Origin of the sequence: Streptococcus australis (assembly GCF_015553625.1) — a bacterium.
Classification (GTDB): domain Bacteria; phylum Bacillota; class Bacilli; order Lactobacillales; family Streptococcaceae; genus Streptococcus; species Streptococcus australis_B.
On sequence record NZ_JADNGY010000001.1, the window covers coordinates 1 to 14,677 of the forward strand.

12 protein-coding genes are annotated in these 14,677 nt (G+C 43.6%); 2 read left to right on the top strand and 10 right to left on the bottom strand.

Annotation, left to right across the window (positions count from 1 at the left end):
• Nucleotides 1–50 precede the first annotated feature (50 nt).
• Nucleotides 51–1,478, bottom strand: a complete 1,428-nt coding sequence (locus I2D56_RS00005) for a Cof-type HAD-IIB family hydrolase (protein ID WP_123159515.1) — start codon at nucleotides 1,476–1,478, stop codon at nucleotides 51–53.
• A 64-nt stretch (nucleotides 1,479–1,542) separates the two neighbouring features.
• Here I2D56_RS00005 and I2D56_RS00010 point away from each other — a divergent pair, with 64 nt between their 5' ends.
• The gene (locus tag I2D56_RS00010; RefSeq protein WP_195347693.1) at nucleotides 1,543–2,505 is read left to right on the top strand and encodes an asparaginase; all 963 of its coding nucleotides are present in this window, start codon (nucleotides 1,543–1,545) and stop codon (nucleotides 2,503–2,505) included.
• Nucleotides 2,506–2,861: 356 nt separating this feature from the next.
• Here I2D56_RS00010 and recG read toward each other — a convergent pair whose 3' ends face one another.
• The 6 genes from recG to manA all read right to left on the bottom strand — a co-directional run bounded on the left by recG (nucleotide 2,862) and on the right by manA (nucleotide 11,259).
• Nucleotides 2,862–4,877, bottom strand: a complete 2,016-nt coding sequence (recG, locus tag I2D56_RS00015) for an ATP-dependent DNA helicase RecG (protein ID WP_195347694.1) — start codon at nucleotides 4,875–4,877, stop codon at nucleotides 2,862–2,864.
• A 97-nt stretch (nucleotides 4,878–4,974) separates the two neighbouring features.
• Nucleotides 4,975–6,102, bottom strand: a complete 1,128-nt coding sequence (gene alr / locus I2D56_RS00020; protein ID WP_123159518.1) for an alanine racemase — start codon at nucleotides 6,100–6,102, stop codon at nucleotides 4,975–4,977.
• Nucleotides 6,092–6,454 carry a holo-ACP synthase gene (acpS, locus tag I2D56_RS00025; RefSeq protein ID WP_195323644.1) on the bottom strand — a complete coding sequence of 121 codons (363 nt, stop codon included), beginning with the start codon at nucleotides 6,452–6,454 and terminating at the stop codon, nucleotides 6,092–6,094. The genes alr and acpS overlap by 11 nt, the downstream gene beginning before the upstream one ends.
• A gap of 83 nt (nucleotides 6,455–6,537) precedes the next feature.
• On the bottom strand, nucleotides 6,538–7,569 hold the full coding sequence (locus tag I2D56_RS00030) for a 3-deoxy-7-phosphoheptulonate synthase (protein WP_154853652.1): 1,032 nt from the start codon (nucleotides 7,567–7,569) through the stop codon (nucleotides 6,538–6,540).
• A 20-nt stretch (nucleotides 7,570–7,589) separates the two neighbouring features.
• A complete protein-coding gene (secA, locus tag I2D56_RS00035) occupies nucleotides 7,590–10,109 on the bottom strand; it encodes a preprotein translocase subunit SecA (RefSeq protein WP_154853657.1) in 2,520 nt (839 codons plus the stop codon).
• A 205-nt stretch (nucleotides 10,110–10,314) separates the two neighbouring features.
• Nucleotides 10,315–11,259, bottom strand: a complete 945-nt coding sequence (manA, locus tag I2D56_RS00040; RefSeq protein WP_129822430.1) for a mannose-6-phosphate isomerase, class I — start codon at nucleotides 11,257–11,259, stop codon at nucleotides 10,315–10,317.
• Nucleotides 11,260–11,402: 143 nt separating this feature from the next.
• On the opposite strand from manA, the gene queG reads away from it, so the two are divergent.
• Nucleotides 11,403–12,536 (top strand): tRNA epoxyqueuosine(34) reductase QueG, encoded by a 1,134-nt coding sequence (queG, locus tag I2D56_RS00045; RefSeq protein ID WP_135782752.1) that lies wholly within the window; start codon nucleotides 11,403–11,405, stop codon nucleotides 12,534–12,536.
• A gap of 61 nt (nucleotides 12,537–12,597) precedes the next feature.
• Here the strand turns inward: queG and I2D56_RS00050 are convergent, their stop codons facing one another.
• The 3 genes from I2D56_RS00050 to scrK all read right to left on the bottom strand — a co-directional run bounded on the left by I2D56_RS00050 (nucleotide 12,598) and on the right by scrK (nucleotide 14,570).
• Nucleotides 12,598–13,113, bottom strand: coding sequence for a phosphatase PAP2 family protein (locus tag I2D56_RS00050; RefSeq protein WP_048691120.1), 516 nt, complete (start codon nucleotides 13,111–13,113; stop codon nucleotides 12,598–12,600).
• Nucleotides 13,114–13,158: 45 nt separating this feature from the next.
• Complete coding sequence (locus tag I2D56_RS00055; protein ID WP_195347695.1) at nucleotides 13,159–13,569, bottom strand: peptide deformylase; 411 nt, start codon at nucleotides 13,567–13,569, stop codon at nucleotides 13,159–13,161.
• A gap of 107 nt (nucleotides 13,570–13,676) precedes the next feature.
• Nucleotides 13,677–14,570: a fructokinase ScrK gene (gene scrK, locus I2D56_RS00060; protein ID WP_135782755.1), complete on the bottom strand. Its 894-nt coding sequence runs from the start codon at nucleotides 14,568–14,570 to the stop codon at nucleotides 13,677–13,679.
• Nucleotides 14,571–14,677: the final 107 nt, after the last annotated feature.

Consider the following 14,677-nt stretch of genomic DNA (forward strand, 5'->3'; position numbering starts at 1 on the left):
GCCCTACTCAACTGTGCGGAGGTGGGACGACGAAATCGAATTCTAACGAATTACCGATTTCTGTCCCACTCTCTTTTATTTTCTTCAGATTCTACTGTCTTTTCAGAGCAATGTTTTTGATAAGCTTTGATTTGCCGTTCCAGCTCTTTTTGAATAGCTGGTTCAGGTGCATACTTTTCTTCCCAGTCGTCTGGTTTTAAAATTTTATGCGTGACTTCATCAAAGTGAGCCTGACCATCTGGGAAAATTTTCCCCATATTGGCGCGGTGAACAATCTCAAAGACCTCTTCAGGATCGACCCCCATTAGAACGAAACTACCATAAGTCAGATACAGCGTATCAATCAAGGCATCGACCTGCCCTACCATGGAGATCTCGGCGGGATGCTTGCTGCGAACCTTATTCGCTGCCTCATCTAGAGCTTGATGCAATTTTTCAATTGAACGATCGAAGATTGCTTCATCCTTACTAGCTGCCCGAATAAATTCAACCAATTCTTCCTGCTTAAACATGGTTCGGTAAAGAGCCTCTTGATTGTCCCAGGCCTTTGGTTCTTCCTGAGTTTGACCATCCATGAGTTGATGGAAGGCTTTGACCTTATTAAAGTGGTCGTCGCGACTGACAAAAAGAGTCTGATCCGTAATAATTCCAAAATGTTCCAGCGCTTTTTGAATTCCGTCCTTGGTATTACTAGTCGTTGTGTGCTGAGCCACTTCTTTGACCTTGCTGGTCCCATTCCCCATCGCAATTGACAGACCGACACCCGAAAGCATCTCTATGTCATTATCAGAATCTCCAAAGGCCATAACTTGGTCCATCGAGAAGCCAAATGCTTCTCCTACAATCCGAATCCCCTCCATTTTTGAGTTATCAGGGTTGATGACATCTGCCGCAAAGGGACTAGAACGAGTGAATTTTAATTCAGGAAAAGCTTGCTCAACTTTTTGGGTGTCCTTGGGACTAGCTAATAAGAGAACCTGATAAACCGGTCCTTGAGCAATTTGTAGCAGTTGCTTTTGATCCTGAGGAACAGCCTTGCTGACTACCTTATTGAAGCCCTGACTAACTGCCTTCGAAAAACCTTTCGGTACAAAACGTGCAGACCATTGAGAAATCGGACTCAGGCCAAAACTCATAATGCGAGAGCCTTCGACTCCATCTTCTGTTCCTAAGGCGATTTCGATGCGATGTTTCTTTGCATATTCAATTAAGAGACGAAGATTCTTCTTATCAATCGGAGAGGCAGATAAAATCTTGTCCTTGGTAAAAATATACTGACCATTATAGGTGACCGCAAAATCAAAGTCATAGCGCTCGATAAAAGGACGGACAAAGAAGGGTCCTCGCCCTGTTGCCAAACCAACAAAAATTCCTTGTTCCTTTAAGGCGCGAATGGCTTTTTCAGTTGACTTCAAGACCATTCGACTATCATTGACCAAGGTTCCGTCAATGTCAAAAAAGACCGCTTTTATTTCCATGATGACTGCTTTCTTTCCGTTTTATGATACAATAAATTATAACACACATTCCAAGGAGACACACATGATTAAGAAAATTTTGGCCCTTCATACAGGAGGGACCATCTCCATGCAGGCGGATGACTCTGGAGCTGTCGTGACCAATTCATCCAACCCCATGAACCATATTGATCTGTCACTGGCAGGGGTTGAGCTTACTTCAGAAGATTTTTTAAATTTACCCAGCCCTCATGTAACTCCTCAGCACATGTTACAACTCTATCATAAGATTCAGAAAGAGGCTTCCCACTATGATGGGATTGTCATTACCCATGGTACCGATACTCTTGAAGAAACAGCCTACTTCTTAGATACCATGAACTTGCCAACTATTTCAGTAGTCTTAACAGGAGCCATGAGAAGCTCCAATGAATTAGGAAGCGACGGCGTCTATAACTATCTGACCGCCATCCGAGTAGCAGCAGATCCCAAATCACAAGACAAGGGTGTCTTGGTCGTGATGAATGATGAAGTCCATGCAGCCAAGTACGTGACCAAAACACATACCACCAATGTCAGCACCTTCCAGACTCCCACACATGGCCCTCTAGGCTTGGTCATGAAAAAAGAAGTTCTTTTCTTCAAAACAGCTGAACCCCGTGTGCGTTTTGATTTGCAAGAAATCAAGGGAGTTGTCCCCATCATTTCAGCCTATGCTGGCATGAAAACAGAACTCCTTGACCTACTAGATGTCCAACAAATGGATGGTTTGATCATTGAAGCCTTTGGAGCTGGAAATCTTCCTAAGGAAGTAGCTGAGAAACTCTTTGAATTTCAAGAGGCTGACCTTCCTATTGCCTTGGTTTCCCGTTGCTTTAACGGGATTGCAGAACCCGTCTATGCTTACGACGGGGGCGGAGTTCAACTTCACGATCACGGTATCTTCTTTGTGAAAGAGCTCAATGCCGCCAAGGCTCGGTTAAAACTCTTGATTGCCATCAATGCTGGCTTAAAAGATGAAGATTTAAGAGACTATATGGAAGGGTAAAATAAGGATAGAAGGCGTGATGGTTAATCCATCCGCCTTTTGAAGTTAAAAATAGCTTTGATGGACTGAGATAATGACTGACAAAATGAATTTTAACATGGTTCTCATAGCTAGGACCTCTTTTCTGTTTTTTAGAATTATAGGTCCACAAACTTAAAATAAGATAAAAGAGGCTGGGACAAAAGTCCTAGCCTCTCAATTGTCTTTGGATTGTCGAGCAAGACGCAGTGGTTGAGTGGCCTCTACTACGTTGATTTCATCAGCTTTTATAGCCCTACTCAACTGTGCGGAGGCGGGACGACGAAATCGAATTCTAACGGATGACCGATTTCTGTCCCACTCTCTTTTATCACTTCTTAATCCAGGTGTTCTTTCTGTTCCAAATGTAGAGACAGACAGTGCCAGCCTGGGTGTTCCCGCCAATTAGGAGTTGTCACCACCTGAACAGCTACCTTTCGCGCTTCCTCTAAGATCGGATAATCTTCAATGAGGTTGGCCACTTGAAATTCTGGTATGCCTGATTGACGCGTTCCAAAGATTTCCCCAGAGCCCCGTAGCTTGAGATCTTCTTCTGCCAAGACAAAACCATTAGTCGTTTCGGTCATGATTTTCATACGACGCTTGCCTGATTCCGTTTTGGGATTGGCAACTAAGACTGCGTAAGACTGCTTGTCTCCACGTCCTACCCGACCTCTCAGCTGGTGCAATTGGCTTAAGCCAAAGCGATCTGCATCCATGATGATCATGACAGTGGCATTGGGAACATTGACCCCGACTTCGATAACGGTTGTAGAAACTAGCAAGTCTATTTCTCCTAGCTTAAAGGCCTGCATAATAGCCTCTTTTTCTTCCCCCTTCATCTTACCATGGAGGAGGGCAATACGGGCACGATCTCCGAAGTAGGCAATCAATTCTTCCTCTAAGGCGATAGCATTTTTGAGGTCCAGTGCTTCAGATTCTTCAATCAAGGGAGAAATAACATAGGCTTGGGAACCTTTTTGAATTTCTTTAACCAACCAATCCAAAACCAAGTTTAACTGTTGGTGCTTGACCCATCGGGTGATGATGTCTTTTCGACCAGCTGGCATTTGGTCGATAATCGAAACATCCATATCACCAAAAGCAGTGATCGCCAAGGTCCGAGGGATTGGGGTTGCTGTCATCATCAAGACATCAGGATTTTGGCCCTTTTCACGCAGGATCCGTCTTTGGGCTACACCAAAACGGTGCTGCTCATCAATAATGACCAAGCCTAAATCATGGAAATGGACTCCCTCCTGAATCAAGGCATGGGTCCCCACAATAAGGTCCACTTCCCCTGCTTCAATCGAAGCCAATCGCTCTCGTCTCTCCGCAGCTTTTAAACTTCCTGTCAAAAGAAGGATTCTAAGATTAGGAAAAAGAGAGGTCAAACTTTGTAAATGCTGCTCGGCCAAAATTTCTGTCGGTACCATCAAAGCTGCTTGCTTGCCAGCTGTCACAGCAGCATACATGGCTAGTCCAGCAACGACAGTTTTTCCACTTCCGACATCCCCTTGCAAGAGACGATTCATGTGGTAAGGAGAGCGCATATCTGCTAGAATTTCCTTCAGACTCCGCTCCTGGGCTTCTGTCAAAGCAAAGGGAAGATTGGCTTGAAGAGCTTTTAGCTTCTTCTCATCCCAATCCAGTACAATTCCCTGCCCGACTGAACGATTTTCTTCCTTCAAGACCTGCAGTTGCAATTGGAAAAAGAGCAGTTCTTCAAATTTCACTCGTCTCAGGGCCTGCTTGTATTCCTCAAGGTCCTTGGGAAAATGCATAGCCCTGACCGCCTGCCTGCGAGAAAGCAACTGGTACTTGTCCATTAGGACTTGGGGCAAATTTTCTTCCAATAGTTGGTCCAAGCCTGCTTCAAAAGCTGTTTTGATAACCTTCACTAGAGCAGACTGACTCACCCCTTGAGCCAAGCGGTAGACCGGTTGAAGGTCATCTTCGACTTGCGCGAGTAGCTTCATCCCTGTCAAGGCTCCCTTGGCCTTGTCCCATTTACCAAAGACAGCCACCGTTTGCCCCAGTTCAATCTTGTCCGCTAGATAGGGCTGGTTAAAGAAACTAACTGCTAACACCAGCTCCCCTTGTTTAATGGTGAAGCGAAGACGGTTGCGTTTGTAGCCGTAATATTGAACATTGGCTGGAGTTGCGACAAGTCCAGAAACGACCGCTTTTTCTCCATCTTCCAAGTCTAAAACATTTTTTGATTTAAAATCTTCATATCGAAATGGAAAGTAGAGCAAGAGATCTTCAACCGTTTCGATACCCAATTTTTTGTATTTCTCTGCTGATTTTGGTCCAATTCCTGGTAAGACAGAGAGTGGTTGGTGTAAGTTCATTCATTCCTCCTAGATAAGAAAGGAGGCTGGGACCTCCGTCATCAACCTCTTTCATCTCGAACTTTTTATGAAAGGAAGCTAGGAAAACTTAAACAGCTTACTTCCCACTGACTTCCTTTGTTGGACGATAAACTCTTGGTACGCGATCGCTCAAGACACAAACCACCTCATAGTTGATCGTGCCTCTATAGACTGCTACATCCGTTGCCGTGATAGCTAGATCACCATCTGTTCCAATCAATACCACCTTGGTCCCAATCGGATAGCCCTTGGGTAGGCGAATGGTGATTTGGTCCATGGATACGCGACCGACAATTGGACAGAATTGACCATCAATAAGGACATGAAAACCTTGCATATCTCTAGTCCAGCCATCTGCATAGCCAATCGGAATCGTCCCAATCCACTCTTCCTCAGTAGTCTGATAGGTCGCTCCATAGCCAACTGTCTGCCCCACCTCTAGTGGCTTGACATGCACCAATTCTGTTTCCAAACTTAAAGCAGGACGGATATTGTAAGGTAGTTCTAACTCTCTTCCACTTGGATTGAGGCCATACATGACATCGCCCAGTCGGACAGCATTAAAAATGGTATCAGCATGCCATAAAGTCGTTGCTGAATTGCTGGCGTGAACGATTTCTGGAGTATAGGGCAAAAGCTCCAACAGGGTCTTAAATCGTTGCAATTGTCCTTGGAAATGACGGTCATCTTTCTCGTCAGCTGTTGCAAAATGGGTAAAGATCCCTTCCACTTCTGCCCCATGGTTTCTTAATAAGATCATAGCCTCTTGCAAGTCTTCTGCTGAACGGAAACCAATTCGTCCCATTCCTGAATCCACTTTAATATGAAGCTTCAAACCAGTCAAATCAGACTTTTTAGCTAATAAAGATTTCAACCACTCGAGACTAGCCACTGTATAACGAATTCCTTCTTTGATGGCAATCTCTATGAAATCTATTGGAGCAACTCCCAAAATTAAAATCGGCTTTTCGCCAGCTACTTGGCGAACTTCTATGGCTTCGTCTAGGTTGGATACACAAAAAACATCTACCATTGGCAATAAGCGTTCTACCACTGGCTGAACCCCATGACCGTATGCATTGGCCTTGACAACCGCAAAGGTCAAGGTCTCTTTCGGAATATGGGCCTGTATTTGTTGAACATTATAGGCAATAGCCTCTACATCCACATATGCTCGCGTTGGTCTATGTATACTAGCTTTCATTTCTTTCCTCCAAAATGACACTGGTCGAAACTAAATCGCCTGAGTGACTAATCGAAACCCATATCTTTCCACTAAAAGGGGCTTTAGAAAAATAGGGAGCTCCTTTTTGATTGGTTAGAATTTCCAGATCCTGAAATCCTACTGGACCAATTCCTGTTCCCCAAGCCTTGGAAAAGGCTTCTTTTGCAGACCATCGTCCGGCCAGGTATTCCATTTTCCGTTTCCCGGATAATTGATCGAACCGTTCTCGTTCTGTCTCTGTCAATACCTTGGTAGCAAATCTGGGATGTCTCTGGTAGGCCTCTTCAATGGATTGGATCGATTCGATATCTATCCCATGTCCAACAATCATATCTATTCCTCTTTGATAATTCTCTATCCGCAACTCCATTTAAGAAGGAAAGGGCTGAGAATATTTTCTCCAGCCCTCTCCTCTTATTCAGCTACATACTGATAAATTTCTCGTACTAAGCTTTCTGTCTTTTCCCAACCCAAGCATGGGTCTGTGATCGATTGACCAAATACTTCTGGTTGATCTTGACGACCGTCCTCTAGATAAGATTCAATCATAAATCCACGGACTACATCATGGATAATTGGATTCCAGCTACGATTTGTAAGGGTTTCTCTGACAATGCGAATCTGCTCAGCAAATTTTTTCCCAGAATTATCATGATTGGTATCAACCAGGATAAATGGATGTTGCAAGCCCAAGGCTTGGTAGCGATGCGCAGCTTCTAGTAGATCTTCATAGTGGTAGTTCGGAATATTTTTCCCATTCGCGTCTAAGGCTCCACGCAGAATAGCATGTCCGAATGGATTTCCACTTGTCTCCACAGAACGACCGTTATAGAAGAAATGGTGCCCATGTTGTGCAGCATAAATTGCATTAAACATGACCGACAGATTTCCAGACGTTGGATTTTTCAATCCAGTTGGGACTGAGATGCCACTTGCTACAAATCGATGGCCTTGATCTTCCACAGAACGTGCCCCAATGGCAACATAAGAAAGGAGATCCTCAACAAATGGGTAGGTCTCTGGATACAACAGTTCATCTGCTGTTGTCAAACCAGTCTCGGTAATCACTCGATGATGCAGGCGACGAACTGCCTTTAAGCCAGCTACAAAACTTGGTTCTGAAGCAGTATCCGGTTGATGCATCAAGCCTTTATAGCCATCTCCATTGGTCCGAGGTTTGGCAGTGTAGACCCGCATCACAATGAAGACCCGATCTTTAACTTCTTCTTGAAGGGCTGCAAGGCGACGAGCATATTCCATCACTGCTTCCTCATTATCTGATGAACATGGTCCCATCACAAGCAAAATCCGCTTGTCTTCTCCCTTTAAAATAGAGGCTAATTCACGGTCACGCGCTTCTTTGCGAGCCAGATGTTCACCTTCTAAGCGATAAAGAGAAGTTACTGCTGTTTCATCAATGATTGGGCTAGTAGCTGTAAAAGACATAGGCTGATCCTTTCATACGATTAGAGTTTTTTACCGTGGCAGTTTTTAAATTTCTTACCAGATCCACATGGACAGATGTCATTGCGTTTGATTTGACTCAAGTCGAGATCTTCTGGTAAATCAGTTTTTTGAGCGGCAATATTACGAGTCGCTGTCGTTGAAATACTGTGTTCTGTACGTGGACGCTCTTGTTCGTGGATTTGAGCTTTCATCATCAAACGAGTCACATCAAACTCGATGGAGCCAATCATATCGTTGAACATACGGAATCCTTCTGATTGGTATTCAACCACAGGATTGTTTTGTGCATAACCACGGAGACCAACAGCATTGCGCAATTGATCCAAGGCATCGATGTGATCAGTCCATTTGCTATCCACAACACGAAGAATCAAGACCTTTTGGAATTCTCTGACTGCTTCTTCATCGCGTAATTTCGCTACTTGGTTTTCATAAACCTCTTCAGCACGTTTAAACAAGTAATCAATCACTTCTTTATCAGATTTGCCTTCAATATCGCTCTCTGAAATCGTATCTTCAGGGACCAAATTGTATTTGGCAAAGTTCAAGATAGCTTCGATTCGCTCTTCCTTGCTTGAGTGGCTTGCTCCTTCAACGATCCGTTTAATCGTTCGCTTGATCATGGCCTTGATTTCTGGCGCCAAGTCACGATCCGCAGTAATCACATCATAGCGTTGAGAGTAGATAATCTCACGTTGTTCCCGCATGACATCGTCATACTGAAGGACTTGCTTACGAGTGTCATAGTTGTTCCCTTCCACTCGTTTTTGAGCTGCTTCGACTTGGCGTGTAAACATGTTAGATCTGATGACAGATTCTTCTTCGCTTAGTTTGAAGCGGTCTAGCAAGGCTTTGATACGCTCTGAACCGAAACGACGCATCAACTCATCTTCAAGAGAAAGGTAGAATTGAGATTCACCTGGGTCCCCTTGACGTCCAGAACGTCCTCGCAACTGGTTATCAATACGACGACTTTCATGACGCTCTGTACCAATGACACAAAGTCCACCGAGTTCACGAACTCCTTCGCCGAGCTTGATATCGGTACCACGTCCGGCCATATTGGTCGCGATCGTAACGGCACCACGTTGACCAGCGTTCATGATGATTTGTGCTTCTTTGTAGTGGTTTTTCGCATTCAAGACTTCGTGAGGAACGCCTGCTTCGACCAAAAGGCGAGATAGGTAGTCACTGGTTTCAACAGCAACAGTACCCACCAAGACTGGTTGGCCTTTTTCATAGCGAGCCTTTACATCTTCTACTACAGCTTTAAACTTCGATTTCAAGCTTGGATAGAGAAGGTCTGGATGGTCAATACGTGCAATCGGACGGTTAGTTGGAATTGGAATGACGCGAATGTTGTAGATTTCACGGAATTCTTCTTCTTCTGTTTTACCAGTACCTGTCATCCCTGAAAGTTTCTTGTACATACGGAACAAGTTTTGGTAGGTAATAGAAGCTGATGTTTTGGTTTCTTCTTGAACCGGCACACCTTCTTTAGCCTCAATCGCTTGGTGCAAGCCGTCTGAATAACGACGACCTTCCATGGTCCGACCTGTAAATTGGTCGACGATCAAGATTTCTTGATCCTCACTGACCACATAGTCGATATCCAAAATCATGATGTAGTTGGCACGGAGAGCATTGTCAATGTAGTGCGTTAAAGCAACATTTTCAATGTCATACAAGTTTTCAAGCTTAAAGTAGCTTTCAGCCTTATCAATTCCAGAATCTGACAAACCAATCGTTTTTGAAGGGACATCAATAATGTAGTCTTCTTCTTCCAAAGATTTCACAAAGGCATCCGCCATGTGATAAAGTTGGCTAGTTTCTGTAGAAGTCTGACCTGAAACAATCAATGGAGTACGGGCTTCATCTATTAAGATGGAGTCTACCTCATCGACCAATGCGTAGTTCAAAGGACGTTGTACCATGTTTTCGGCACGAACAACCATGTTATCACGCAAGTAGTCGAAACCGATTTCCGCGTTGGTTGAATAGGTGATATCACAAGCGTAAGCTTCTTGTTTTTCAGAAGGTGATTTTGCAGCTAGGTTGATCCCAACTGAAAGACCTAGCCATGAGTACAATTCCCCCATCTCTGTCGCGTCACGTTCTGTCAAGTATTCGTTGACAGTAACAACGTGAACTCCTTTACCAGATAGGGCATTCAAATACACCGGCATGGTCGCGGTCAAGGTTTTCCCTTCCCCTGTACGCATTTCTGGAACGTCACCATGGTGAAGAACAATTCCCCCCATGACCTGTACTTTATAAGGGAACAAGCCCAAGACACGTTTAGCACCTTCACGAACTACTGCGAAAGCTTCATAGAGGAGATCATCCAATGATTCACCATCTTGGTAGCGTTGCTTGAACTCTTCTGTTTTCGCTTTCAGTTCATCATCTGACAAGGCAGCCATTTGATCTTCATACGAGAAGACCTTATCTGCCATCTTTTCCAATCGTCTTAATTCACCTTTATCATTTTCGATAATTGTTTTTAATAAATTAGCCATTAGTTTCCTTACTTTTCAAATTTCTTAAATTTTAAACGTTCTTTTTATTATAGCACACTGTAGCTTATCCATCAAGAAATTCCATTGATTAGAAGATGGTTTCTCCCTCTTTTTCTCTTATCAATTTCACCTCCCAACCATCCATTAGAAAATTCCTAAAAACAACAAAAGGCTGAGCACTTGATGACTCAACCTTCTTTCTTCTTTATGGATGACTGACAATTAATTCCATCTCTTCTCCTGACAAGGTCCAATTCTGGATATCACTCGTTAAGATAAAGTGGTCCCCTTTTCCAATCGGATAATTCTCCCCATCTACCTGAAGACTTCCTTGCCCTGAGAGAACGCTCACCAAGCTATAATCATGGGTCTTTTCAAATCGAACTTCCCCATTAACTACCCACTTGTGAACACCAAAGAAGTCATTGGCCACTAACAAAGTCGATGACAAGTGATCAACTTTTTCCTCAACTGGTCGGCTATTTGCCGGAGCACCTAAGTTCAGTACATCAATGGACTGTTCAATATGCAACTCACGTAGATTCCCTTGATCGTCTTTACGATCAAAGTCGTAAACCCGATAGGTCGTGTCGCTCGATTGCTGGGTTTCTAAAATCAAGATACCTGAACCGATCGCATGCATGGTTCCACTTGGTACATAGAAGAAATCTCCCGCTTTCACAGGAACCCGTGCTAAAAGATCATCCCATTCTTTGACTTCGATCATTTGGCGCAATTCTTCCTTGGACTGGGCGTGATGACCATAGATAATCTCTGCCCCCTCATCAGCAGCAATAATATACCAGCATTCGGTTTTTCCAAGTTCTCCTTCATGCTCCATTCCATAGGCATCATCTGGGTGAACCTGAACACTGAGCCAGTCATTTGCATCTAGAATCTTTGTCAACAAAGGAAAAACCGGTTCTGTTCGATCTCCAAATAATTCGCGATGCTCTGCATATAGTTGGTCTAAGCCCATTCCAGCATAAGGTCCATTCTTAACAACAGAAACACCATGTGGATGGGCCGAAATAGCCCAGTATTCACCAACATGATCGCTCGGGATTTCATAGCCAAACTCATCTCGTAATCTAGTTCCACCCCAAATCTTTTCCTGCATGACGGATTGTAAAAATAACGGTTGTGACATACCTGCCTCCATATATCCTTGTATTCAATACCTTATTATACCAAATTCTACTCATTTTTGAAAGCCATGCCAAGCTGTTTAGACCCTTTTTAATTTTTTGCACGTTTTTCGCATTTTTACCAGCTTTCCGCTATAATAGGTATATGAACCTCAAAGAATCTATTATTGAATTGGCTCACTCCATTGGTATTTCAAAAATTGGCTTTACCACGGCAGATGATTTTTCCTATTTAGAAAAATCCCTCCGCCTAGCTGTGGAAGAAGGCCGAAATTCTGGTTTTGAGCACAAAAATATTGAAGAACGAATCCAACCACGCTTAAGTTTAGCTTCTGCTAAAACGATTATCTCCATTGCCGTTGCCTATCCTCACAAGTTAAAACAACAACCTCAGAAGACAGCCTATAAACGCGGAAAATTCACCCCCAATAGCTGGGGCCTTGATTATCACTATGTCTTGCAGGATAAATTAGACCGCCTAGCACGAGGGATTGAAGAATTAACCGCCGACTTCGAATACAAGGGCATGGTGGATACCGGTGCCTTAGTGGATACCGCGGTTGCTCAACGAGCAGGGATTGGCTTTATCGGAAAGAACGGCCTCGTCATCTCAAAAGAATACGGTTCTTATATGTTTTTAGGGGAGCTTATCACCAACCTAGAGATTGAACCCGATCAAGCCGTTGACTATGGTTGCGGAGATTGTAACCGCTGTGTAGAAGCCTGCCCGACTTCTTGCTTAATCGGGGATGGCACCATGAATGCCCGACGTTGCCTATCCTTTCAGACTCAAGACAAAGGGATGATGGATCTGGAATTCCGTAAAAAGATTAAAACGGTCATCTACGGTTGTGATATCTGTCAAATCTGTTGCCCCTACAATCGTGGTCTGGACAATCCGCTAGCCACTGATATCGATCCTGAATTGGCTCACCCAGAATTAATCCCCTTTATTGAGTTATCCAATGGACAATTCAAGGAAAAATTTGGAATGGTCGCTGGTAGTTGGCGGGGAAAAAATATTCTCCAGCGCAATGCTATCATTGCTTTGGCCAATGCTAATGACCGGTCTGCTATTCCTAAACTGTTAGAAATCATCGAAACCTCGCAAAACCAGATTCATATTGCAACAGCCATTTGGTCACTGGGAGAGCTGATTCGTGAAGTCACACCTGACTTGGTTGATTTGTTAACTTCCCTCAAAAAACCAAGTCCTGCGATTATAGAAGAACGTGAACGGTTCTTCCAAAAATTCCAACACCAAATCTCACATAATTAAAAACTGCCTAACTGAGTTAGGCAGTTTTTAATCATTTCTTACTTCTCTCATCCAGCCTCTATCAGAAAATTCCTAATAGAGAAAAACTGACAATTCCCCATAGGAGTGCAACGACAAATCCGACTACGACATCACGGACAAAATGGAGTCCCGCCAGAACACGAACTCCTGCCAATAGCAGAGCCAAGAAGAGACCTAGGCTCGATAGAAGAGGATTCACACCCCAAGCTACCGTCGAAATGATTGCCGCCGAAAAAACATGCCGACTTGGCATAGAACTCCCCTTGCCTTCTCTCTCTAAGAGAGGTGGAAATGCACCAAGCTCATAGGGACGGGGCCAATTGATTGCTTTTCGAATGACACTCAATAAAATAAAGCCAGAGGCTGGAACCAACAGATAGGCAAGAACAACCCAAAGCTCGGAAGCTTTCAGATAGGCTGCCCAAAGAACATAAAAGTAAAGGAGTGGCATCAGGAGGGTGACGAGGCGGTTAGCCCACTTTAATAAAGAAAGATAATAGGGATGGGACACAAAAAATGGTCTAACCCGTTCATAGAACAAATATTCTTTTTTCATCAACAATTTCTCTTCGATCGATTCCTTAATAAGCAGCAACTGGACCTAGATCAAAATCCCTTCCAGGTGATCTAGCTCATGCTGGCAGATCTGAGCCGCAAAACCTTCTAAGCTTATGAGCTGAGGCTTCCAATTCATGTCGAGATAGGAGACCTGAATCTTTTCAAAGCGGCTCGTTTTTCGGCTCCCTGCCAAAGAAAGGCACCCCTCTTCTGTCTCATAAACTCCTTCTTTCTTGACTAGAACAGGGTTAAAGAGAACCAAGGGCATCAAACCAAATTGGATAATGATCACTCGCTTGCGTACACCAATCATATTGGCCGCCATGCCAACACAGGAATCCTGGTGAGCTCGTAAGGTATCTTGTAAATCTTGCGCCAGATACAAATCCTCTTTTGTAGCTTCTTCAGATACTTGACTCAAAAAGAAGGGATTCTTCATAATGGCTTTTTCCATCTTTTCTCCTCTCTTGCTTAAAAAAGAGAAGGTCATTCATCCATCTTCCCGACGAAGAACTCCCTCCCCTAGCATTTCATGCTTTTTGTTGATTCAGCCTTACCTGATTAGTCTTTTTTGCTGACTTGTTTTGCTAAGACAAAGTTACCCAAGGTTGCTGAACCATTTCCAGCTACCGCAGGAGTCACGATGTAGTCACGAACATCTGGAACTGGTAAGTAGCCGTTCAATAATACTGTGAATTTTTCACGAACGCGATCCAACATGTGCTGTTGTGCCATCACTCCTCCACCAAATACAATCACATCTGGGCGGAAGGTTACAGTCGCATTGACAGCAGCTTGAGCAATATAGTAGGCTTGGATATCCCATACAGAGCTATTGAGTTCGATATTTTCCCCACGAATACCAGTACGAGCTTCCAAGCTTGGACCAGCCGCAAGACCTTCTAAACAGCCTCTGTGGAATGGACACACACCATTAAATTCTTTTTCAACATCCATTGGGTGTTTGGCAACATAGTAATGGCCCATCTCAGGATGTCCTACTCCACCAATGAATTCACCACGCTGGATGACACCTGCACCAATCCCTGTACCAATTGTATAGTAGACTAGGTTTTCAATCCGTGCACCCGCATTATTACGAGCGACAACTTCACCATATGCCGAGCTATTTACGTCCGTTGTAAAGTAAATCGGTACATTTAATGCACGACGGAAAGCCCCTACCACATCAATATTCGCCCAATGGGGTTTGGGAGTTGTTGTAATAAAACCATATGTTTTTGAATTTTTATCAATATCAATCGGTCCAAATGAACCAATCGCTAAACCAGCAAGGCTTTCAAATTTAGAGAAAAACTCAATACATTTATCAAGGGTTTCAATAGGGGTTGTTGTTGGAAACTGTGTCTTTTCAATGACGTTATTATTTTCGTCACCTACAGCACAAACAAACTTTGTTCCACCAGCTTCAAGACTTCCATATAATTTAGTCATATCAATCCTCTTCTTCAATTCTCTTTTTTCTATTATATCATAAAGGAAAACGGTTCACTTCTATTCCTTAAAGAAAAAACTACTCTTATTTATGTTTCAACATTAGG